This window comes from Serratia sp. AR11, from assembly GCF_056376275.1.
The window spans coordinates 3,390,693-3,413,224 of sequence record NZ_CM150739.1; the positions used below are offsets into that span (position 1 = coordinate 3,390,693).

General features: G+C 54.2%; 19 protein-coding genes. 9 read left to right on the forward strand and 10 right to left on the reverse strand.

Translation table 11 applies throughout. From position 1 onward, the window contains the following. The first annotated feature begins 46 nt into the window (after positions 1 to 46). The 8 genes from tssH (at position 47) to ACSOSI_RS16020 (ending at position 11,371) form a co-directional block, all read left to right on the forward strand. Positions 47 to 2,710, forward strand: coding sequence for a type VI secretion system ATPase TssH (tssH, locus tag ACSOSI_RS15985; RefSeq protein WP_476705761.1), 2,664 nt, complete (start codon positions 47 to 49; stop codon positions 2,708 to 2,710). Positions 2,711 to 2,758: 48 nt separating this feature from the next. After that, positions 2,759 to 4,201: a serine/threonine protein kinase gene (locus tag ACSOSI_RS15990; RefSeq protein WP_476705762.1), complete on the forward strand. Its 1,443-nt coding sequence runs from the start codon at positions 2,759 to 2,761 to the stop codon at positions 4,199 to 4,201. An 85-nt stretch (positions 4,202 to 4,286) separates the two neighbouring features. Beyond that, complete coding sequence (locus ACSOSI_RS15995; RefSeq protein ID WP_012145737.1) at positions 4,287 to 6,224, forward strand: type VI secretion system Vgr family protein; 1,938 nt, start codon at positions 4,287 to 4,289, stop codon at positions 6,222 to 6,224. A gap of 13 nt (positions 6,225 to 6,237) precedes the next feature. After that, a complete protein-coding gene (locus ACSOSI_RS16000; RefSeq protein ID WP_012145738.1) occupies positions 6,238 to 7,044 on the forward strand; it encodes a DcrB-related protein in 807 nt (268 codons plus the stop codon). Positions 7,045 to 7,047: 3 nt separating this feature from the next. Next, on the forward strand, positions 7,048 to 8,382 hold the full coding sequence (gene tre1 / locus ACSOSI_RS16005) for an NAD(+)--protein-arginine ADP-ribosyltransferase Tre1 (RefSeq protein ID WP_012145739.1): 1,335 nt from the start codon (positions 7,048 to 7,050) through the stop codon (positions 8,380 to 8,382). Next, entirely contained in the window at positions 8,379 to 9,479 is a 1,101-nt protein-coding gene (gene tri1, locus ACSOSI_RS16010) for an ADP-ribosylarginine hydrolase Tri1 (protein ID WP_476705763.1), read from the forward strand. Before tre1 ends, tri1 begins: the two co-directional genes overlap by 4 nt. Positions 9,480 to 9,965: 486 nt before the next feature. Continuing rightward, positions 9,966 to 10,448 (forward strand): Hcp family type VI secretion system effector, encoded by a 483-nt coding sequence (locus ACSOSI_RS16015; RefSeq protein ID WP_476705764.1) that lies wholly within the window; start codon positions 9,966 to 9,968, stop codon positions 10,446 to 10,448. Positions 10,449 to 10,462: 14 nt separating this feature from the next. After that, positions 10,463 to 11,371, forward strand: coding sequence for a hypothetical protein (locus ACSOSI_RS16020; protein WP_012145742.1), 909 nt, complete (start codon positions 10,463 to 10,465; stop codon positions 11,369 to 11,371). A 93-nt stretch (positions 11,372 to 11,464) separates the two neighbouring features. On the opposite strand, the gene sbmC is transcribed toward ACSOSI_RS16020, so the two are convergent. The 10 genes from sbmC to ACSOSI_RS16070 all read right to left on the reverse strand — a co-directional run bounded on the left by sbmC (position 11,465) and on the right by ACSOSI_RS16070 (position 20,620). Beyond that, entirely contained in the window at positions 11,465 to 11,935 is a 471-nt protein-coding gene (gene sbmC, locus ACSOSI_RS16025; RefSeq protein WP_476705765.1) for a DNA gyrase inhibitor SbmC, read from the reverse strand. A gap of 32 nt (positions 11,936 to 11,967) precedes the next feature. After that, positions 11,968 to 12,810, reverse strand: coding sequence for a tryptophan 2,3-dioxygenase (gene kynA / locus ACSOSI_RS16030; protein ID WP_012145744.1), 843 nt, complete (start codon positions 12,808 to 12,810; stop codon positions 11,968 to 11,970). Positions 12,811 to 13,007: 197 nt separating this feature from the next. Then, positions 13,008 to 13,523, reverse strand: coding sequence for a MaoC family dehydratase (locus ACSOSI_RS16035; RefSeq protein ID WP_012145745.1), 516 nt, complete (start codon positions 13,521 to 13,523; stop codon positions 13,008 to 13,010). Further along, the gene (locus tag ACSOSI_RS16040; protein WP_476705766.1) at positions 13,517 to 14,473 is read right to left on the reverse strand and encodes an ornithine cyclodeaminase family protein; all 957 of its coding nucleotides are present in this window, start codon (positions 14,471 to 14,473) and stop codon (positions 13,517 to 13,519) included. The genes ACSOSI_RS16035 and ACSOSI_RS16040 overlap by 7 nt, the downstream gene beginning before the upstream one ends. Continuing rightward, entirely contained in the window at positions 14,470 to 15,471 is a 1,002-nt protein-coding gene (gene dmpG, locus ACSOSI_RS16045) for a 4-hydroxy-2-oxovalerate aldolase (protein ID WP_476705767.1), read from the reverse strand. Before dmpG ends, ACSOSI_RS16040 begins: the two co-directional genes overlap by 4 nt. After that, positions 15,455 to 16,342, reverse strand: a complete 888-nt coding sequence (locus ACSOSI_RS16050; protein ID WP_012145748.1) for an acetaldehyde dehydrogenase (acetylating) — start codon at positions 16,340 to 16,342, stop codon at positions 15,455 to 15,457. Before ACSOSI_RS16050 ends, dmpG begins: the two co-directional genes overlap by 17 nt. Beyond that, entirely contained in the window at positions 16,339 to 17,202 is an 864-nt protein-coding gene (locus ACSOSI_RS16055) for an HpcH/HpaI aldolase/citrate lyase family protein (protein WP_017893274.1), read from the reverse strand. Before ACSOSI_RS16055 ends, ACSOSI_RS16050 begins: the two co-directional genes overlap by 4 nt. Further along, positions 17,199 to 18,422 (reverse strand): 8-amino-7-oxononanoate synthase family protein, encoded by a 1,224-nt coding sequence (locus ACSOSI_RS16060; RefSeq protein WP_115184377.1) that lies wholly within the window; start codon positions 18,420 to 18,422, stop codon positions 17,199 to 17,201. Before ACSOSI_RS16060 ends, ACSOSI_RS16055 begins: the two co-directional genes overlap by 4 nt. After that, positions 18,422 to 19,276 carry a cupin-like domain-containing protein gene (locus ACSOSI_RS16065; protein WP_476705768.1) on the reverse strand — a complete coding sequence of 285 codons (855 nt, stop codon included), beginning with the start codon at positions 19,274 to 19,276 and terminating at the stop codon, positions 18,422 to 18,424. The genes ACSOSI_RS16060 and ACSOSI_RS16065 overlap by 1 nt, the downstream gene beginning before the upstream one ends. A gap of 48 nt (positions 19,277 to 19,324) precedes the next feature. Next, entirely contained in the window at positions 19,325 to 20,620 is a 1,296-nt protein-coding gene (locus ACSOSI_RS16070; RefSeq protein WP_476705769.1) for an MFS transporter, read from the reverse strand. Positions 20,621 to 21,083: 463 nt separating this feature from the next. On the opposite strand from ACSOSI_RS16070, the gene ACSOSI_RS16075 reads away from it, so the two are divergent. After that, entirely contained in the window at positions 21,084 to 22,301 is a 1,218-nt protein-coding gene (locus ACSOSI_RS16075) for a M24 family metallopeptidase (RefSeq protein ID WP_476705770.1), read from the forward strand. Positions 22,302 to 22,532 lie beyond the last annotated feature (231 nt).

A 22,532-nucleotide genomic window follows, 5' to 3' on the forward strand; every position in this document is an offset into this window, starting at 1 on the left:
TTTTGGCCTGAGCCGCACAGCGCTCCGCCACGACCTGAGGAAAACCATGTCTGAAATCAGCCGCTCGGTATTATTTGGCAAACTCGATAGCCTGTTATTCACCTCTCTGGAAAGTGCGACGGCGTTTTGCAAGCTGCGCGGTAACCCCTACGTTGAGCTGGCGCACTGGCTGCATCAACTGATGCAGGCACCGGAGGCTGACCTGCAACAGGTGATCCGCCACTTTGCGCTGGATGAGGGGCAACTGGCGCGTGACATCGTCGAGGCGCTCGATCGCCTGCCGCGCGGGGCCAGCGCGATTTCCGATCTGTCCGAACATATCGACAGCGCGGTGGAGCGGGCCTGGGTTTATGGCTCGCTGAAATTCGGTGCTGCGCAAATCCGCGGCGGCCACCTGCTGCTCGGTATCCTGAAAACCTACAGCCTGCGCCACTTGCTGAAAGCCATCTCCTCACAGTTTGATCGCATCAACGCCGATCTGCTGATGGAGCAATTTGCCACTATCACCGCCCACTCGGCGGAAAACAGCCTGACGCCGAGCGCCCAGGCCGACAACACGCCGACGGCAGCGCAGACCGGCGGCAGCGTGCTGGCGCAATATGCTCAGGATCTGACGGCCAAGGCGCGTAATGGCGAGATTGACCCGGTGACCGGGCGTGACGAGGAAATCCGCCAGATTGTCGATATTCTGATGCGTCGCCGCCAGAACAACCCGCTGCTGACCGGTGAGGCCGGGGTCGGCAAAACCGCCGTGGTCGAAGGCCTGGCGCTGCGTATCGTGGCCGGTGACGTTCCGCCACAGCTGCGCGACGTCCAGCTGTATCTGCTGGATATCGGCATGCTGCAGGCCGGGGCCGGGGTGAAGGGCGAGTTCGAAAAACGCCTGCAAACGGTGATTGACGAAGTTCAATCCAGCCCCACCCCGATCATTTTGTTTATCGATGAGATCCATACGCTGATTGGTGCCGGTGGCGCACAGGGCACCGGCGACGCAGCCAACCTGTTGAAACCGGCGCTGGCACGCGGCCAATTACGTACCGTCGGGGCCACTACCTGGTCGGAATACAAAAAATACATTGAGAAAGATCCGGCGCTGACCCGCCGTTTCCAGGTGGTGCAGGTGCATGAACCGAGCGAAGACAAAGCGCTGCTGATGCTGCGTAGCACCGTCAGTCCGCTGGAACAGCACCACCGCGTGCTGCTGCTCGATGAGGCAGTCGACGCCGCCGTGCGCCTGTCGCATCGCTACATCCCGGCGCGCCAGTTGCCGGACAAGGCCGTGGCGCTGCTGGATACCGCCTGCGCCCGCGTGGCGGTCAGCCAACATGCCGAGCCGGCCCAGGTGGAAGACTGCCGCCACCGCATTGAAGCGTTGCAGATTGAATGGGATATCGCCCGGCGCGAAGCCAAGGTCGGCATCGGCAATCCGCTGCGCCCACAGGAAATCGAAGCTCAGTTGGCGCTGTTGCAACAACAACTCGAGCAGCTCACTGCCCGCTGGCAGGATGAGTTGGCGCTGATCCAACAGATTATCGACCTGCGCGCCCAGTTGCATCGGGAAGAAGTTGAGGCCGAACCGACTGACGAGGCCACCGAGGAGCCACAACCCGCGCCCTCTGCCGATGAACTGCGCGCGCAATTGGCGCAGTTGCAGCAACAGCTTGGCGAACTGCAGGGCGAGGCCCCGCTGATTTTCGCCGCCGTCGATGCCAACGTGGTAGCCGCAGTGGTGTCCGACTGGACCGGCATCCCGCTGGGTCGCATGGTGAAAAACGAGATCGACGCGGTACTGCAATTGGCGGATACGCTGAACCAGCGGGTTATCGGCCAACGGCATGCACTGGATCTGATCGCCCGTCGGGTACGCACCTCACGCGCGCGGCTGGACGATCCGAACAAGCCGGTCGGGGTTTTCCTGTTGGCAGGCCCTTCCGGCGTCGGGAAAACCGAAACCGCGCTGGCGCTGGCGGAAACGCTGTACGGCGGCGAGCAGAACGTGATTACCATCAACATGAGCGAGTTCCAGGAGTCGCATACCGTTTCAACCCTGAAAGGTGCCCCTCCCGGCTATGTGGGTTACGGCGAGGGTGGCGTGCTGACCGAAGCGGTGCGCCGTCGCCCTTACAGCGTGGTGCTGCTGGACGAAATAGAAAAAGCCCACCCGGACGTGCACGAGATCTTCTTCCAGGTGTTCGACAAAGGCTGGATGGAGGACGGCGAAGGCCGCCACATCGATTTCCGTAACACCATCATTATTCTGACCTCTAACGTCGGCACCGATCTGATCGCCGGGCTGTGCAGCGATGCGGACCTGATGCCGGAGCCGGAGGCACTGAGCGGCGTCCTGCGCGAGCCGCTGTTGTCGGTATTCCCGGCGGCGCTGCTCGGCCGCTTGCTGGTGGTGCCTTACTACCCACTGACCGACGCCACGCTGGGCAATATCGTGCGCCTGCAACTGGGGCGAGTGCAGCGCCGGCTGGCGGAGAACCACGATATCGTCTGCACCTTCGACGACGCGGTGATCGAGCAAATCGTCAGCCGCTGCACCGAGGTGGAGTCCGGCGGCCGCATGGTCGACGCTATTTTGACCAACACCCTGCTGCCGCAGATCAGCCACACCTTACTGACCGGCAGCGCCAACGATCAGCGCTATCGCCAACTGCATATCGCGCTGCAGCAAAACGAATTTATTTGTCAATTTCAGGCATAACGCCGCGGCCGCCGGTATGGCGGCCATTGTTCACAGAGAGTCATCATTATGTCGGGAACCGGGGTAAGCAAACCGAATTCAAACAGCCTGCCGATAGGCTATAGGTTCAATGAATTCGAGATCAAGGAAGCTATCGGCGAAGGCGGTTTCGGCATCGTCTACCGCGCCTACGATCATCAGCTGGAACGCACCATCGCCATCAAAGAGTACATGCCGACCTCGCTGGCGATGCGCAATGACGATCTGAGCATCGGGCTACGCGGTGAGCGTTTCAGCAAAACCTTCCAGGCCGGGTTAAACAGCTTTATTCAGGAAGCCCGCCTGCTGGCGCGTTTCTCACATCCAGGGCTGCTGCACGTACTGCGCTTTTGGGAAGAGAACGGTACCGCCTACATGGGCACCCAGTTTTACAGCGGCACTACCCTGAAGAACCTGCAGGCGCAGCAGCCGGAGAAAATCGACGAGGCCTGGATCCGCAGACTGTTGCCCCCGCTGTTCAGCGCCATCAACACCATCCATCAGGAAGGTTACCTGCACCGCGACATTTCACTGGATAACATTCAGATCCAGGAAAACCAGTTGCCGGTGCTGCTGGACTTCGGCTCAGCGCGCAAAGAGATCGGCAACCTGTCCGACGAAACGGAAATCATGCTCAAACCGGGCTTCGCGCCGATTGAGCAATACACCGAGAACAGCGACGGTGAGCAAGGCCCCTGGACCGACATTTACGCTCTGGGCGCCGTGCTGCATACGCTGATCGTCGGTTCACCGCCGCCGGTCAGCGTGGTGCGCAGCATCGAGGACAGCTACCAACCGCTGACCGAGCAGCGCCCGGCGGGGTATTCACTGGAACTGCTGCGCACTATCGACCATGCACTGGCGTTGAAACCGGAAGACCGGCCACAAACCATCGACGAAATGGCCGAACTGCTGCATCTGCCGATTGCCGATGAAAACGAAATCATCAGCACCCCGGCCGCCGCACCGGAAAACCTGCTGGTGGCCACCAATCCGGCCGCCGGTGCCGCAGCGGCAGGCACCGTTACCGCGCACGGCATGAAGCTCACACGCCCGATGATGGCAGGTGCAGGCGTGGCCGCTTTGCTGGTGATCGGCGTCATCGCCTGGCTAAGCGGCGGCGACAGTGCCCCTGCCCCGATAGCGGCCAATACGCCAGACAGTGCAGCGGTGGATAAACCCATAACGCCGCCACCAAGCGCACCGCAGACGGCCGAACAGCCGCCTGCAGCCCAGACCCCTCCGGCACTACCGCCGGTGGCACTGGTGTATTTCAAACTGCAACCCGGTGAGCAGGTCAGCCTGGACGGCAAGCTCCAGCAGGTGACCCCAGGTGACAACGGTTTTGCCCGCCTGAATTTGGCTCCGGGCAGCTATCAGCTGGAAATCCGCCATAACGACCAGCTACGCCGCCAACAGCTCAGCATCGAGAACGCCGGCACCTGGCTGGTCAACCCGGTCGTCGCAGGCTAACCCTCCGCTTTTCCGGCCCGTCACCGCGGGCCTTCACCGTATTTTCATGAGATTGACGCATGCGTCATTCACAGAGGACGTTCTCATGTTGGATCGTATTATTGCGCATACGCCACTGGGCCAGGAGTCATTGCTGTTCCGTTCGCTGGAAGGGACTGAAGCCCTTTCCTCACCCTTCGATTTCGCCATCGAACTGCTGAGCAAAAACGCCCGCCTCGACCGCAAAGCGCTGCTGGGCCAACCCCTGACGCTGGAGATCCCGACCCAGGGTTTTCTTGGCCCGCCCCGTTACCTGAACGGCAAGATCACGTCGATCGCCGTCAGCAGCGAAGAGATCGGCGGCACCCGTTATGCGGTGTATAACCTGCACGTGCAGCCGGATCTGTGGCCGATGACCAAGGACCGCAACTTCCGCATCTTCCAGGAACAGACGGTACCGCAGATCGTCAAAACCCTGCTGACCGAACATAATGTTCAGTTGGAAGACCAGCTCACGGGCGACTACCGCCTGTGGGGCTACTGCGTGCAGTACAACGAGAGCAGCTTCAACTTCATCAGCAGGCTGATGGAGCTGGAGGGTATCTATTACTATTTCAAACACGAGATGGACAAGCACACCCTGGTGCTGGGCGATGCGCCTCACCATCATCAGCCCTATCCGGGCTATGAGATGATCCCTTACCACCTGACGCCGTCTGGCGGCAGTACCAGCGAAGAAGGCATCAGCCAGTGGACCCTGTCCGATCACGTCACGCCGGGTATTTACAGCCTCGACGACTACGACTTCCGCAAACCCAATGCCTGGCTGTTCCAGGCCCGTCAGAACCCCGCCTCACCGACGCCGGGCCAGATTGACGTTTACGACTGGCCGGGCCGCTATACCGAGCATCAGCAGGGGGAATTCTACGCCCGTATCCGTCAGGAAGCCTGGCAGGCCGAGCATCAGCAGATTGAAGGCACCGCTACCGCACTGGGCATTGCCCCCGGCAGCACCTTCACGCTGTATAACGCCCCGCATGCGGACGACAACCGGGAATATTTGACGTTGCAGGCCAAATATCACCTGAAGGAAAACCGCTACGCCAGCGGCGACGATCAGCACAGCGAACACCGTATCGATTTCACCGTGCTGCCGGCGGATATTCCCTGGCACCCGGCGCAACAGGCCAGTTGGCCAAAAACTCACGGCCCGCAGACGGCAAAAGTGGTCGGCCCGGCCGGTGAGTCGATCTGGACCGACAAATACGGCCGCATCAAGGTGAAATTCCACTGGGATCGCTTCGGGCCCAAAGACGACGGCAGCTCCTGCTGGGTGCGCGTGTCCAGCGCCTGGGCCGGCCAGGGTTATGGCGGAGTACAGATCCCTCGCGTCAACGACGAAGTGGTGGTGGACTTTATCAATGGCGATCCGGACCGGCCGATCGTGACCGGTCGCGTGTATAACGACGCCAGTATGCCGCCCTGGGCACTGCCGGCCGCCGCAACCCAGATGGGTTTTATGAGCCGCACCAAGGATGGCACCGCCGACAACGCCAACGCCCTGCGCTTCGAGGATAAAGCCGGTTCGGAACAGGTGTGGATCCAGGCGGAACGCAACATGGACACCCAGGTGAAGAACGATGAGAGCCATACCATCGATAAGAACCATACGCATTTCGTTGGTGCTAATGAGGAACAGCGGGTTATCGAAGACCAGACTATTGCGGTTAAAGGCCACTCAACCATGCTGACTGAGCATACGCGTACAGATAACGTTATCGGCGCATTGGTTATTGGCTCTGGTACGTCGATTCGTCTTGAATGTGGCAAAAGCGTGTTGGAACTGACCAAAGATGGTGACATTAATATTACCGGTATTAATTTTAATATTACCGTTGACCAATCTGGCGAAATTAACACATCCAGCGGCAAGCTAAATCTCAACCCTTCGAGTGGCCAGAAGAAAACCGATGCGCCAGGCGACGAACATCAAAAAACAATTCAAAGTCAAATAGACAGTTTTTTCTCACAGGAAGAAAAGTAATATAGGATATTGAATGAGCCATTATTTAACGCAAGAAGCCAGCTTCGAACTTCCCGACGCATTTAAAGACCGGACAATGAACATTTTCACCCTCAGCGAAAACAACGCCAGTGAATTTACCTTTGTTGTTTCACGCGCTAATGCAACGGTAGAGGATACGCTGCAAAAAGTTGCTGCGCGGTTAACTCAGGATCTTCAGACCACCGTTCAAGGGTTCGAGTTGATATCATCATCTCATGGGGATATAAATCAGCAGCCATCCATAGAGATTTTTTACCGTTTCAAATCTGCAGAGGCACTTATTTGGCAGAAACAAAATATCGTTCTGCTGAAAGATGATTTACAAGGCAGAAAGATCGTTTGCTTTATTGGCACCTGTCAAAATAGCTTCGATGATTACTATAACAGACAGTATAAAGGAATTATTTCCAGTATCATTTTTAATGAGAAAGAAAATGACACTCATGTTCCCGTAATGCTTGCAACCGATTCCGTTGGCAATTTTTTTGTATTTGACACCGACAGTAAAGAACTTTCCGTATTCACGGCCATCAGCGAACTTTATCAACATATCGACCTGAAAAGAGCATTAAACGGCAGCTACCTGTTTTACCACTCACTGGGTGAGCCGTTGCATATTGCGCCAGTGTCTACCAATAGCTCAGCGGAATTTACTCGTTATGCGTTATGGACATCCTCTGTCCAAAACAGCCAGCATCTTTCATCGATACTGTTGCTCTGCCGTTCTGTGAATGGGCCACAAGAACTAAGCAATCCCGAGCAAATTGCGGAGTATCTTCGGACCGCCAGGGAGCCTTAACTCATGAGTGAGCTTAGTGCAGCGCGCGAGTTGGATGAAATAGCCCACACTGCGTCCGAAGGCTGGATGATCGCCGGTTTGATTGGCGGCGCGATTGTCGGTGCCGCACTAATCGCCGTTACTGGTGGCACGGCGGCGGTCGCTGTCGCCGCCGTAGTTGCAGGCGCTTCTGCCGGAGGCGGGCTTGGTGAAGTGCTGGGCAGCATGTCCTGGGCACCTCGCCATGTCACCGGGGTACTTGCCGATGGCTCGCCGAATGTCTACATCAATGGTAGACCTGCCATACGCGCGCATATCTCAACAGGAGAATGCAGTGAAGATGGCCCGGCCAAAAAGGTCGTTGCTCAAGGCTCAGCCAAAGTCTATATCAATGATTTCCCTGCGGCCCGTATCAATGATTTGCTGGCATGTAGCGCCGAAATTCACACCGGTTCACCTAACGTCATTATTGGCGGAGAAAAAGAGCAAACGGATGATATTGAACCAGAGATCCCCGACTGGGTTAACTGGACGCTGCTTGCGGCGGGTGCCGGTGCCGCTGCCGTGCTCGCCACCCCTGCCATAGCGATACTGGGGACGCTGGGCGGATTGGGAGGCGGTTTCGCAGGCAGTTTAATTGGCGGGGCTTTCTTCGGTGAAGGCAGTGATGGTCAGAAATGGTCAATGCTGGCGGGAGGATTCGTCGGCGGATTTGCCGGTGGCAAAGGCGGTGCCAAGTTTGATGCTTGGCGTAATACGAAAATCGTCGAACCTCCACCTCGGGTCACTACAAAAGTAGACCCCATTTCTCCGCCCCGTATGACTCTGGCAGAGGCTGTAGGCCAAGAACAAGCGAAGGTGTGGACACAAACGGCAAGGGCCAATGCTGAAAAGAATAACGCTCAGTTGTCAACCTTGCTCACTGATGACCAAATAGGCGCCATTTACGGTTATACGACTAATGAAGGCTACACAGCATTAAATCCAGCATTACGAGGACAAACACCATTGACTCCAGAACTTGAGGCTTTTACTGGACATGTAACTGATGGGCTCAATAAGTTGCCTGCTTACAACGGGGAGACATATCGCGGAACGACATTACCAGCACATATTTTGGAACAAAATCAGATTGGCGGCACCGTTTCAGATGGCGGTTTCATGAGTACGTCGGCAAAAACTCCTTTTGACGGTGACGTTAGCATCTCGGTACGAGGAAACTCAGGTAAACAAATTGACTTTTTGTCAAAGTATAAAAACGAAGCAGAGGTTCTATATCCTCCGAATACTCGGTTTGAAGTTATTAATCGCATAGAGCAAAATGGCACAACACATCTTCTATACAGGGAAATTCCATGATCGACTTACGTGAAGACACTTGGACATTGCAACTTTATGCTCAACGTTACAAGGGGTTATCCCCAAAGAACTCACGCGAGCTACAATTGAGAATGGAATATGATCCTTTAAAGCCCAATTTGCCTACATCTGGAGAAGAGCAGAATAGCAAACCAGAATGGCTCAATACACCTCCCTGCTTAATTCCAGAAAGCGAATCACTAGATAAAGCCAAAGGTGCTTTAGTCGGTTTAGCTATAGGAGATGCTATTGGCACCACTCTTGAGTTTCTTCCTCGAGATAAGCTTCATGTTAACGATATGGTGGGTGGCGGCCCATTCAGGTTACAACCAGGCGAGTGGACAGACGATACCTCAATGGCTCTTTGTTTGGCAGAGAGTTATATTTCCGCAGGCCGTTTAGATATTACTTTATTCCGCGAAAAATTAGTTCGCTGGTATCGCCACGGAGAAAATAGCTCAAACGGACGATGCTTTGATATAGGAAATACAACCAGGAATGCTTTGGAGCAATATTTAAAACACGGAGCGAGTTGGTTTGGGAATACAGAGCCTGAAACTGCTGGTAATGCTGCAATAATACGACAGGCCCCCACATCAATTTTCAGAAGGAAATCACTACAACGAACATTTGCAGACTCAGACTCACAAAGCATGGCGACCCACTGTGCACCTGAATCTATGGCCAGCTGCCAATTTTTAGGTTTTATACTAAATCATCTAATTAATGGAAGCAGCAGAGAGAAAGCGTTCTCACCACACGTCATGCCACTTCCAGTTAGAGTCCTATTAATAAATGCTGGCGAATACAAGGAAAAAAAACGTGACGAAATTCGTTCAAGTGGGTATGTAATAGACACTTTAGAAGCAGCAATGTGGGCTGTGTGGAATACCGATAACTTCCACGATGCTATTTTACTTGCAGCAAACCTGGGTGATGATGCTGATAGTGTAGCCGCTACAACTGGACAAATAGCAGGAGCACTATATGGATATTCAAACATCCCAAAACCATGGCTTGACAAGCTCGTCCAACAAGAGAGAATATCTAATCTTGCTGAAGAATTATTTCATATGGCTCCCGAAGAGGATTTTTAAAGAAATAGGGAAAACCTCATCGCATTAATAAATGCATCAGCAGATTCAAGCCTCTAAAAAAGGCTTGAATCTTTAGCATGGCATTATTTAGACAAATGATTATTTTATAAACATATAATCACCATGACCGAGCAAAGCCAAGTGGATACCCATTAATTCCTTAATATTCAATACATTATAAGAATAGATGACCACCCTATCTCATCAATAACTGATTAATAAAGATCGTTCGTAAATTCACCCCTAAATCCAAAAACCTGTGGTAGTGCGACTTCTCTGCGCTGCAGAACCAAACTCACCCTAAAAACCAAAGGAGAGACACCCATCTATAGCCGTTGCAATCACCATTAATATTTGGTTCAAGTTTAATTCCGGGCGTATTAGCAAATACTGTAACTGCCCAGAAGTATCACCTCACTTATTGGCCTTGATGGATATAAATCCGCTTCGCCAATGCAAATTAATCAATTTCATATAGGTATCAAAATGGCAATTGACTCATTTCTGAAGGTTGACGGGGTTACTGGCGAATCTAATGATTCGAATCACAAAAATTGGACTGATATTCTGTCATTCAACTGGGGGGCGACCCAGTCTGGCAATATGGCCGTAGGCGGTGGCGGCGGGACGGGGAAAGTAAACTTCAAGGATTTGGAGGTGCAGGCACTTATCGATAAATCTACACCGGCCATTCTGAAGTTTTGCTCCAGCGGTAAACATGTAACCAAAGTAGAACTTTCTATCTGCAAGGCCGGGGGCTCCCAGGTCGAATATACCAGGATCGTGCTGGAAGATGTCCTGGTCAGTATGGCGGACTTTACCGGTGTTGGGCACACCGACAATATCCTGGTTAAATATCGTTTTCAGGCTTCCAAGGTCAATCTGCATTACTGGGAGCAAAGCGCCAGCGGCACCAAGGGTGCAGAAACCAAAGCCGGTTGGGATATTAAACAGAATAAAGAGATTTAAACGAGGGCAGCACTATGGCAGACCCAACGCTGGCGATAGACAATCTGCTCAACGATCTCTCGGTATACAATGCTGACGAGCTGCGGATAATTATCGCCTTTGTTAATGAGCTGGATAATACAGCGCTCAACCAGTATGAGAATGACTCCGAACGGGCAATCATGTCCAGTTTCGAACGATTGCGCCAGAGCAGTGATGCCCAGCGCAATGGTGAAGATAACACCAACGAGATGGAAATGGGGCTATTAAATAATGGCAACAATACCACTCTGCAAGAGAACTCTGGTTTCTTCCAAAAATATAAAACCTCGCTGCGGGGTTATGGAGGCAACGTCTATGACGACAGGCAAAAGAGTAACTATGATTATGCCGCCAAGGCAGTAGGTGCCGTGGGCGCATTATCAGGCGCGGGAGCTACCTATGCGGCGATCGCCGCCGCTCAGGCAGCAGACACGCTGATGACCAACATCTATGTCCGGTATGCCATGACGACGATCGGCGCGACCGGTATCGTCAGCGCCGGCCTGTTGATGCTCAGAAATACCTTGTCCGAGCGTCAGCAGACGGACAATAAAGACTTGCTGGAAGCAACCAAAAGAACGGCCAAGGCAAGGATCAAGCTGATTGAGTTCGTTAACGAAACACGGATAAAAATCATCAAGGATGAAGACAAATGCCGCAGTAATGCCGAGCTCTATATGGGCAGACGTTATACGGACCAGGCCAGGGGCAGAGCGGATCCGAATCTGGATCGCATTGAAACTCTGTTATTTACCACCCTGAACGAACGATCCGCGCCGTTACAAGCCAAAATCCTGTTAACCAGTGAGCAGCAGTATGTCTCGGTCATCAGTGATAGCGGCACGACGGATATCTCAAGGGCGCATATGAAGTTAATGTATGAAATCGCCAGTACCTTCTAGCCGATAATAAGAGAGCTGAGCCCGGTATTCGCCGGGTTCAGCCCCTTTTCTCTCCCTGACGCCTCAGCATTTTCCCTTCCCTGCACCGCAAACTCAGCCTTTTTTCACCGTCTGGTAAATATCCAGGTCAAAGTAACCATCCGCCTCGCAGTCATTAAGGTAGTGCTCATAGCTCACCCCTTCTACTGGCTGATAGCCGCTGGCCGGCAGTTCCCGCTGATAGAAATCACCCCATACCCGCTCGAAATCCCCGTCGCTGACGCGCACGTTGTAAATCGCATATTGCCCGGTGGGCAGGGTTTGTAACGCAAAACCCTCACTGCCCGACGTCGGCAATACGAAATCATCCGCCACGGTAAACACCACATCGGCCCGCAGTCGCTCGGGTGCCACTTCAGCCGGATCGTCCCAGTACAGCACCAGCCACTTCCCTAATGGCACCTGGTGTTGCTGCTGCCAGGCCATCAGCCGTTGGCAGCCCTGAGGGATGGTTTGCGGATAAGGCCCGACCACTCGCACACCCACCACTCTTTCCGCTGATTTATTTTCAATTCTTACCGTCATCGCCCTCTCCTCGCACTAATACGGGATACCGTTCAGGCACCAATCTCGGTTCGCACATCCAGCAGTTCCGGGAAGAAGGTCAATTCCAGCGCCTTTTTCAGGAAGCTGACACCGCTGGAACCGCCGGTGCCGGTTTTAAAGCCGATAATCCGCTCCACCGTTTTCATATGGCGGAAACGCCACAGGTGGAAGCTCTCCTCGATATCCACCAGCTTCTCGGCCATTTCATAGGCTTCCCAATACTTTTGCGGGTGGTCGTAGATCTCTTTAAACGCCGGCAGCAGGTCCGGGTTGCGCTGGTAAGGCTGGGTCCAGTCACGTTCGATGCACTCCTGCGGAATAGGCAGGCCGTGACGTGACAGGTAGAGCAGGTATTCATCGTACAGACTGGGTGCCTCGAGGATCGCCTTCAGCGCAGCGTGTTTATCCGCATCGTTGCTGAATACCGCCAGCATGGCGGCATTCTTGTTGCCCAACAAAAACTCAATCGAGCGATACTGATGGGATTGGAAGCCCGATGAGTTGCCCAGCACGTCACGGAATTCAACGTATTCCGACGGTGTCAGGGTTTCCAGCACCGCCCATTGCTCAAACAGCAAACGCTGGATCTGTTTGACCCGGGCCAGGATTTTGAAACAGTGGCTGAGTTTGTCCTGCTGCACCAATATCCGCGCCGCCTGCAACTCATGCAGCATTAACTTCATCCACAGTTCGGAGGTCTGGTGCTGCACCACAAACAGCATCTCATCATGATGCTGCGGGTTGGACAACGGATGTTGGCAGTCCAGCAGTTGATCCAGGCACAGATAGTCGCCGTAGCTCATGCGTTTGGAAAAATCGGTGACAATCGCGCTTTCTAATTCCCGTTTGTTCATCTGTTCTCTCCGCTGCGCTCACGACCGGAAGCGGCGTGTAGCGTGCTGCAAACAGAAAACATAGTACACAACCCCCAGCCCTGAAGGACTATCAACCAGAGTTGCCACGCAGATCTCAGGCTGGGTAACAGCGCTTTCATTTCATGGTTTTTTCTGCTCATCCCCGCTGCGGTGATCAACGGGGATGAGCCAGGCATTTAATCCTGCGCGGACGAAGATTGGGCGGCAATATAATCCCGTCTCAGAACCATAAACGACCGCTCAAAAGTAATCACCGTCTCGCCGGTGGATTTGATACCCAGGGTTTCAACCGTGACAATGCCTTTGTTCGGCTGGGATTTTGAAGGCCGTTTTGCCAGGATTTTGCTGGTGGCATACAGCGTATCACCGACAAAAAGCGGATCTTTCAAACGCACTTTTTCCCACCCCAAATTAGCCACGGCTCTGGCGGACAAGGCTTGCACGGTCATGCCGCTGACCAACGCCAGGGTAATGCTGCTGTTCACCAATACCCGGCCATATTCAACCTGAGCGCCGTAGGCCTGATCGAAATGCAACGGATGCTGATTCATGGTCAGCAAGGTTAGCCAGGTGTTGTCGGCTTCAGAAAGCGTGCGCCCCGGCCAGTGTTTGATAGTCATGCCAGGCTCGAAGTCCTCGTAGTCGCCACCGTGTTCTTCAACGTACTCATTTTCGCCAACTCGTCTTAGCATGGTCTCTTCTCTGTGGATGGATAGAGTGCGATCGCGGCGGCCGTGTCTTCAATCGCCAGCCCCACACTGCGAAACAAGGTTGTCTGCCCTTCGCCCGCAGCAGACTCGCCAAGAATGACAGCGCCAAGTTCATTAAGATCTTCAGGCTGGAGATAACCCTGCGTGAGGGCGGTTCGCACCTCTCCAGCGTCCTCCCTGGCGGCAGCGGCGGTTTCCACCACCACAAACGCCGTTTTCAGCAAGGCAGAATCAACCTCAATAGCCTCTTCATGGGTGCCGCCGATAATATTCAAATGCGCCCCCGGCGTTACCCAATCGGCCTCAATCAAGGGTTGGGAAGATGAGGTTGAGGTGGTGGTGCAGATGATATCCGCCCCCTGCACGGCTTCGAACACGCTATGGCAAATGGCAATCGCTGCCGTCGTAACGGTTCGCGCCCACTGCACGAACCGTTCGGTTCTGGCCGGCGTGCGGGAAAAGATTCGCACCTTGTGGATCGGGCGAACGGCAAGCATTGCCAGCAGCACTGCCCGGGCCTGTACCCCGGCCCCCAAAATGGCCAGGTTGCCGGCATCGGCATTAGCACACAGGTCGGTCGCCAAACCGGCCACTGCGCCGGTGCGTACTGCCGTTAAGCTTGCGCCGTCAAGTAATGCCAGCATCTGGCCGGTATTGATGTCGGTCAGTACCACCACACCGTGGATCAGTGGCAGCCCGTGGGCGGAGTTACCCGGCGTGAGCGTGGTGATTTTGACGCTGGCGACACCGCGTTTCAGCCAGCTGGCCGGGCTGACCAGCATCTCTGAACGGCCATGGTCCAGTAAGGTGCGCGGCGGTGATTGTTCTTTACCGCTGCGTAAATCCTGGAACACGTCACTCAGGGTGATCATCACCTGTCGCAGACGATCGCCCCCTGCCATTTCAGCGGCGTCGATGATTAACATGGTCATGAGGCCGCCCTCTTCAGCTCGGCGACAACCTCAACGATCAGGTCTTCCTGCCCGGCAATAATTTGTCGTCGTCCCAGTTCGAAGAAGACATCGCGCGCATCCACCCCGGCGCTGCCTGCATGGTTTAGCACCGGGCTTTTGAAGCCGGAGAAGACACCGGCCAGACCGCTGACGATGCCCAGAGAGTCGATCATCGGCGGAACCACCATTAACTCCCTGGCGGCGAGATCGGCGGCATCCAGAAAATGATAAAGGTCGATGCCGGTGTTGAAACCCAGGCGCTCCAATACCGGGATCAGCACTTCCAGTTGGGTATTGCCCGCCCCGGCACCAAACCCACGAGCGCAGCCGTCAATAATGCCGGCGCCCGCCTTAACGGCGGCCAGCGAATTCGCCACCGCCATGCCCAGGTTGTTATGCGCGTGGAAAATCAGCGGCACCTCTACCTGCATGCGCATGGCCGTAATACGTGCGGTGACATCCTGCGGCAATAGACTGCCGGCCGAATCCATAATGCCGACCGCCTGGGCGCCGTAACCCACCAATAACTCCGCCTGGTCAGCTAACTCGGCCGGGGTGGCCATATGGCTCATCATCAGCACCGCATGAGCCTCCGCGCCCTGTTCCCGCAGCCAACCCAGATGGCGTTCGGCCAGCGTCGCCTCGGTACAATGGGTACCAATGCGCACCACATCCGTGCCGTAAGCCAGAGCTTTGGTCAAGTCGGCGATGGTGCCCCAACCGGGCAACATAAACACCGCCATCTTGCTGTTTTGCAAAGACTCGCGAACGGTGGTCAGCATCTCTTCGTCACTCAATGCCGCACGCCCCACCTGATAGGAGGAAGCTCCCAGCCCGTTACCGTGGCCGACTTCAACCATCGCCACGCCGGTTTTGTCTGCCGCCGTGGCGTAGCTTCGCAACTGCGCCGCAGTGAGTTGGTGTTTTACCGCATGCTGACCATCGCGCAGGGTTGAATCGTTAATGAGAATAGTCATTGGCCACCTCCGCTTTATTTCGATAGTGCGCATACTGTTCGGCAACCAGAATGGCAGCGGAATTAATCAGGTCCAGGTTGCCCGCGTATTCAGGCATCACCTTGCTGCTGGCAGTCACCTCCAGCGAGATTGACGCTCGCCCTTCGGTCACCTTGAGCGCCGTTAACCGATAACCCGCCGAAAACTCCCGCACCGCCGCCGCCGCCGCAGTGACCACCGGGGTTATCTGTTCTGCCGTCACGCCGGGAATATCGGCAAATATAGTGACCCTGAACATGGCTGGCGGAGTGGCCGGGCTGATATTGAGGATCGCCTTGGTATTTGCCACGCCGGTGAAAGCGCTGAGCGCAATCTGCGTGGTTTCTACGTATTCATCGATGTTGACTCTGGTCGCCCGCCCCAAAATATTGCTGGCTACGGTCGCCACCACCTCGATGTCGTTAATTTGGAAATGTCGGCTCAGGGCATGCAGGATCGGGATCGACGCCTGCCCACCGCAACTGATCAAACTGACATTGCGATCGGTCAGGGCTTCGGTACCGGTCACCGTGGGGACGATCATTTTCCCCAGGTGGCTGGGAGTCAGGTCGATCAGCAACGTACCCAGCGGGCGTAGCAACTCCCAGTGTTTGACATGTGACATGGCGTTGGTGGCGTCGAACACCACATCGAATGGCTTGGGGGCAGCCAGAATGGCGTCGATACCGCCGGCACTGATCGGGCAACCCAGCTCAGTGGCAATCGCCAAACCGGCCGAGTCCTTGTTGCGCCCTGCCACCAGCCCACAATGCAGCCAGGATGAGCGATATATTTTATTGACCAGATCCATCCCTATGGCGCCGGTCCCTATCACGGCAACGGAGAGCGTCATGAGTTGCTCCTGTTAAAACGAGCAGCCCAGGCCTGGCCTAATCCCAGGGTGGTATGGGCCATGCGGGCGAAGGGTGGCCCCACCATATGACCATCGAGCAAGGCAATGCCCCCTTGCGCAGCCTTGACCGCCTCGGTGATGCGGCGCGCCGCCAATAACGCCCCCTCATTAGGCCGTAACGCTGAATTGATCGGCTCAAGTTCACTGGGGTGCACGGTAGCTTTACCGTGGAAGCCCAGATCCCTGATGTTCTGGATTTCGTGAGCCAGCACCTCGGGTTCAGAAAGACGATAGTTGGCGGTATCAATGCAACCAATGCCGTGTCTGGCACTGGCCAGAACCATCGCCTGACGTGCCGCCAGCATTCCCGACCAGGTGATGGGTACGCCCAGCGTGGCCGCCAGATCCGCAGAGCCAAAAATCAGGCCATCGGCTACGGCCGCGACATCATCGAGATCGGTAATGGCTTCAACGGTCTCTATCGTCAGGTAAATCTCCGGGTACTTGCCCGCAGAGGCAAAAGTCTCACGCAGAAAAACCACCTCGGCAGGTGACCTGACCATCGACATGACAATAAACCCCGGCGCGGTGCCGCCGCCACAGAGCATCACCAGGTCATGCAGCGCATCCACCGTACCCAGCGCGTTGATGCGCACGGCAATATTCGCCGACGGAGGGGCATTATCAAGAGCGGTGCGGCAGATAATCCGCCCTTCTGCCTTCGACGGGCCGGGAACCGAATCTTCCAGATCGATCAGGTGGACATCGGCATCATAAGTCAGCGCCTTGACTACCCGGTTGAGCGACAAGGCGGGCGTATACAAAATGCTGCGTGGAATGGCGCGTGTGTTATCCGTCATTGGGGAGCCCTTACTTCAGCCAGTATTTTGCACAAACGGCGAATTTGATCTTCTGTTTGTCCGGCACGCATCATGACCCGCAGACCGGCAGTGCCTTTGGCGACGATCGGGAAGAATACCGGTGAGACATAGAAACCGGCTTCAATCACCTGACGCCCTTCGCTGATCACCGTTTCATCGCTCATCGGCACCAGTCGGATTGGGTAGGCGTTGCCGCTCTGCTCGGTCGGGATCAGGGAATCGAACAGCGCAATGTTGTCGTACAATTTCTTTTGCAGCATCGGCAGCTCTGCCGTGCGGTGAATTTCGGCAGAGGCCAGGCTGGCACCGATGGCCGCCGTGTTCAGATTTTGCGAATAGTTGAGTCCGCCGCCAAAGCGCTCGACCAGGCGCAACATCGGCTGTGAATAGCCGTTGAGCAGTATCGCCGCCCCGCTGGTGCCGAAAGCCTTGTTGAGCGTGACCACCATAACGGTGTTCTCATTGAGCGCCGGGCTGTGTGAGCGAACGTAACCAATCCCACGTTCGCCATAGGCGGAAATAGAATGTGAATCATCGTAGAACACCATCAGGCCGTATTTGTCCTGCAGTTCGGCCAACTCTTTAACCGGCGCATAGCCACCCAGGCTATCGCTGCCGTCAACCACGTAGCAGACCCGTTGGTATTTCTTGCAGCAGTCCTTGATGAACTCCAGATCGTGGTAATTGCAGGTGACGACCTCGGTTTCATCGGCACAGGCGGGTTTTGCCGCCGCCAAAGACACATGAGCATGTTTATCGAAGATCATTAACGGCCGAACACCGTTACCCAAATGCCCGGAGGCGATCAGCGGTAACAGTCCCCCACTGATGCTGCTGGCCGACACGCCACTGAGAACATCGGCCTGGAACAGTTCACCGAGCGATTCCTCCAGCTCTTTGAGCACCGGAAGCTGGACCCGGCTACGGGCGATGCAGTGATCCAGCACGCCGTAACGACGTACCGCGTCGATAGCCCCTTCTATCACCCTGGGATGGGAGTCCAGATTCAGGTAAGAACAGCAGCTAAAATTGACAAATTGATGACCACTCGGGGTGGACAGGAGATCGTTTTCGAGTCCGGCGACGATCCCTGCGAGTCCGTTCTGCTCTGACATATCCCAGAAGGGATTACCAATACCGATAGCTTTGTCGTTGTTGCGATATTGGTTGGTTGGCATGATCTTCTTGCGGCTGGTCATCAAATTCCTTCCTTCTTGGCAGGTTCGGGTTGATAGTTATATATGCCTTTGAACTTACGGTAGGCAGCCGTGTAGAGCGCGGAATACAAAACATAAGGCCTGCGAAGGATTTTCAGATCCCACAGCCAAAAGTTAACGTTGATATTCAGGTCGTCTAACGATTCGGCCTGATGCCACCAGCCCAGCGGCAAATACAGCATTTCACCGGGCTCCAGAATAAAATCGCGGCGCTGCGTAGATTTCGCTGCCAACCGTGGAAAACGCTGTGGGTCAATATTGTTAAAATCGAAGGCCTGCGATTTGTCGCCAAATCCCTTTAGGATAGAACGCGGGTAATAATCGCGTCGGCCGGGTGGGTAAAGAATGAATCGTTTTCTTCCCTGCAGGGCGATATTAAAGTTCTCGAGTTCGTCGAAGTGACTTTGGGTAAATACACCGTGGTAACTTATCCATAAATTGGCCGCATTCAGACCACGACGGGAAGCCAGTAGCGAAAACGCATCAAAGCCGAGAAGAGTATTGATATCTTCTGGCCGGTGCATAATATTGGAAACCACCCGGTACCAGGTGCTGTTGTCTCGCTGGTATTGTTCATTTTCCAAAAAACCACGAAGTTGAATTTTCGTGGTCTGCCATCGCTCGGTATTTTCCTTATTACTCGCCTCCCGGAATAATGTGACATTGTCATCACCTAACCGTTGAGCAATAAGGTCATTAGCACTATTGCTGGCATCAAGCGGTAAATCAGTAATAATCACAGGAACGTCGGCTCGGAAAATAGCCTCCACTCCCATAGCGACAAATTCATTAAAGCTAATACGTGGAACGGGCATACCCGTGGTTAACTGGTTCACGATGGCCGTTTTCCTGTCTCGGTAATAAGAGTGAGAGAATCCCTTGGCTTAAATGGGGCTTGGCATTGATTTCTTACTGAGTAGTGATTGGCTGAACAGACTGGCTAATAAGGCGAGCATGCCGGCGGCCAGAGCGATCCAGGCGACCTGGGCAGCCCCGGTTTGATCTGAAAGTTGCCCGCCCACCGAGACACCGAAGGAAAAACCCAGCCACCCGGCGCTTGAAAGCCAGGAAAAGCCTTCGGATAAACAGCCTTTCGGGGTTAATGATTCCAGCAGGTTACTGCAGGTAATTAATAACGGCGCCACCGATAAACCGGCGATAAACGCAGACAAGCCCATAACCAACGGGGAACTGGTGAAAACCAGGGGAACGGTGCCAGCGAAAAGCGTGGCGGAAGTGAGCAACAGCAGCCGTGGCTGCGGTATAGACCAGTTCATCGCACCATAGCAGAGCCCCCCGACCAGGCTGCCCCCGGCGCAAATAGACAACAGCACTCCGGCGAGAGTGGGATTGCCCACCTCTTTGGCAAAGGCGATCATCATGACATCGATCGAGCCAAGGAATATGCCCACCGCCGCATAGGAAACCATCAGGCTACGCACCCATATCATGCTAATAGCCCTGCGGTTTTTTTCGTCAACCTTCTGCACAATAACCGGCTCTGAACGCCGATGCAGTACCAACGCCATCGACCCACTGAAGGTGAATGCGGCACATAAAGCCAACCCCGCAGCGGGGTGCAATACCGTGGCTAACACAATGGCAACCAATGGCCCCAACAAGAAAATAATCTCGTCGAGTACGGTTTCTAAAGCATAGGCGGTTCGCAGAGCCTCATCGGTGACCATCGCCGCCCAACGGGTACGAATAAAGCCATCAACCGGTACTGATGAACAACCAATACCAATAGCCGCGGCCATAATTAGCCATAAATGGGCATCAAGAAACACCAGGGCGATCAGCAAAGTTATGGCGATAACGTGACAGCAACTGGTGACAATAAGCACTTTTCGCTGGCTGAATCGGTCAGCAAAGCCCCCCAGTATCGGGCTGGCCAAAGCCTGGGTAATCATTAAGGTTCCGGCGACGGTACCTGCTATCCACAGTGAATTGGTCGTGGCAGAAAGCAGCATAATGCAGCTAATAGATCGCATCGCCACGGGAAAGCGCAGCAATAAACCAAACAACGAAAGCGCGGCATGTCCGGGGCCGGACAGTAATCGGGTATAGGAGCCAAAACTGAATTTAGACTCAACGGCATTTGTTTCCATAAGGACTCTCGTTAAAATATCGCTTATACCCAGGCAATTAAATATATTCGTCAGAATACATCCACCCACCTATTAGATTAAGTGCGCACAATAGAGATAATAATTTAATTATTTACACACAATAATCCGAGGAAGTGAAAGCACGCCCAAAGATTAAGTTTCGCCATGCTAAATATGCTCTCCAAAGTTTATAAATTTATTTAATACGATGGGCATTAAGAATTAGCAATGCTAATGGATATTAGCAAGAGCGTTTTTGCATCACATTGATGCGTTATTGCATTATCTAGATAATATAACCAGTTAGCGATAAAATAATGACCGAATATAATTTTTATTTCGCTAAACTCACCATTTTCAGCAAAATTTGTCGGCGCTCTGGCACATCAGAATGCCAGGCAAGAAACTGTGCCGTAATCGACAACTTTCTTATCTAATAAAGCCAAGTTTTGTTGCTGTGGTTTACTTATGATGAAGGTTTAGGGCGCAGGAGTATCGGCCCTGACATTTGACACTACGCGAGGAGAGAAGCATGGCTACAGGCATTGGCGGTTGCACGGCGCAACAGGCCCTGGAACAGTTGCAACCGTTGACGGACAATCCGCCTGAAATCGCCGGCGATGAGTATCGGCAACGCATTCAGCATGCGCAGCGCCTGATGCGCGAAAACGGTATCGACGCTTGCTATGTCAACGCCGGCAGTAATCTGCGCTATTTTACCGGTACTCAATGGTCGGCGAGTGAACGCATGGTCGGCGCGGTGATCCCAGCCGAAGGCGAAATCGCCTATATTGCCCCCTGGTTTGAAATTGGCACCTTCAAAGACGCACAGGTGATAGAAGCAGAAATTTTTAGCTGGCATGAGGAAGAAGATCCTTACCGGTTGTTCTTCACCGTACTGGCCTCTCGCGGGCTAACGGGCGCACGCCAGGTGGCAATTTGCGAAACGGCTTCGGTCACCCTGTTCCTCGGCCTGCAACAATATGCCGGCGATATCAGGCTGATCAGTGCCCAGCCGATCACCGGTCATTGCCGCAGCCGTAAATCGGTGACGGAAATCGCGCTGATGCAAACCGCCAATAATATTACACTGCGGGTGCAGCAGGCTGCGGCCAGCATATTGCGCCCTGGCATCACCGCCAGCGAACTGATCGACTTCGTCGATAAAGCCCACCGTAAAATGGGCACCAGCGGCTCGTACTTCTGTATTGCACTGTTCGGATCCGATAGCGCATTCCCACATGGCGTGAAGCAACCCAACCCGCTGCAAAACAACGATATCGTGCTGCTCGATACCGGCTGCCGCTATAAGGGTTACCTGTCCGATATCACCCGTACCTATGTGTACGGCGAAGCCAACGAACGGCAACGTTTCGCCTGGCAGGCGGAGCATGAGGCGCAGGCCGCCGCTTTTGCCGTTATCGCGCCCGGTGTGCCCTGCCATAAAGTGGATGACGCGGCGCGCGATGTGCTGGTTTCTTATGGATTTGGGCCGGACTATCAGCTGCCGGGCCTGCCGCATCGCACCGGGCACGGTATTGGGCTGGATATTCATGAAGCCCCGTATCTGATCCGCAAACAGCAGCAACCGCTCGATGTCGGCATGTGCGCCAGCATCGAACCCATGCTGTGCCTGCCGGGTGAGTTTGGCATCCGCCTTGAAGATCATTTTTACGTCACCCACGAAGGCGCACGCTGGTTTACCCCTCCGGCAAAATCCATTGATGACCCATTTGATTTAGCAGGCTGATAGTCCCCCGGGCGGCAATACCGCTCGGGTTTAAATATAATTTATTAATATGTGTTTAATAAAACTATTTACCTGAGAAATTTAATGCCGTCACTAATGAATTAAAGTTTTTCATCACATGAGTGAAATAACTCTTGATATAAAAATAGTTGTGCGTTAAAAATTAACCATCCCTTTCAAAGATGAATATAACAATAAATTACACTTTCAAGTGGAGTTGATGATGAAAAC

Excerpts from the sequence above, each read along its gene's own strand:
- tssH (WP_476705761.1), top strand. The coding sequence starts at position 47 with ATGTCTGAAATCAGCCGCTCGGTATTATTTGGCAAACTCGATAGCCTG.
- ACSOSI_RS15990 (WP_476705762.1), top strand. The coding sequence starts at position 2,759 with ATGTCGGGAACCGGGGTAAGCAAACCGAATTCAAACAGCCTGCCGATA.
- ACSOSI_RS15995 (WP_012145737.1), top strand. The coding sequence starts at position 4,287 with ATGTTGGATCGTATTATTGCGCATACGCCACTGGGCCAGGAGTCATTG.
- ACSOSI_RS16000 (WP_012145738.1), top strand. The coding sequence starts at position 6,238 with ATGAGCCATTATTTAACGCAAGAAGCCAGCTTCGAACTTCCCGACGCA.
- tre1 (WP_012145739.1), top strand. The coding sequence starts at position 7,048 with ATGAGTGAGCTTAGTGCAGCGCGCGAGTTGGATGAAATAGCCCACACT.
- tri1 (WP_476705763.1), top strand. The coding sequence starts at position 8,379 with ATGATCGACTTACGTGAAGACACTTGGACATTGCAACTTTATGCTCAA.
- ACSOSI_RS16015 (WP_476705764.1), top strand. The coding sequence starts at position 9,966 with ATGGCAATTGACTCATTTCTGAAGGTTGACGGGGTTACTGGCGAATCT.
- ACSOSI_RS16020 (WP_012145742.1), top strand. The coding sequence starts at position 10,463 with ATGGCAGACCCAACGCTGGCGATAGACAATCTGCTCAACGATCTCTCG.
- sbmC (WP_476705765.1), bottom strand. The coding sequence starts at position 11,935 with ATGACGGTAAGAATTGAAAATAAATCAGCGGAAAGAGTGGTGGGTGTG.
- kynA (WP_012145744.1), bottom strand. The coding sequence starts at position 12,810 with ATGAACAAACGGGAATTAGAAAGCGCGATTGTCACCGATTTTTCCAAA.
- ACSOSI_RS16035 (WP_012145745.1), bottom strand. The coding sequence starts at position 13,523 with ATGCTAAGACGAGTTGGCGAAAATGAGTACGTTGAAGAACACGGTGGC.
- ACSOSI_RS16040 (WP_476705766.1), bottom strand. The coding sequence starts at position 14,473 with ATGACCATGTTAATCATCGACGCCGCTGAAATGGCAGGGGGCGATCGT.
- dmpG (WP_476705767.1), bottom strand. The coding sequence starts at position 15,471 with ATGACTATTCTCATTAACGATTCAACCCTGCGCGATGGTCAGCATGCG.
- ACSOSI_RS16050 (WP_012145748.1), bottom strand. The coding sequence starts at position 16,342 with ATGACGCTCTCCGTTGCCGTGATAGGGACCGGCGCCATAGGGATGGAT.
- ACSOSI_RS16055 (WP_017893274.1), bottom strand. The coding sequence starts at position 17,202 with ATGACGGATAACACACGCGCCATTCCACGCAGCATTTTGTATACGCCC.
- ACSOSI_RS16060 (WP_115184377.1), bottom strand. The coding sequence starts at position 18,422 with ATGACCAGCCGCAAGAAGATCATGCCAACCAACCAATATCGCAACAAC.
- ACSOSI_RS16075 (WP_476705770.1), top strand. The coding sequence starts at position 21,084 with ATGGCTACAGGCATTGGCGGTTGCACGGCGCAACAGGCCCTGGAACAG.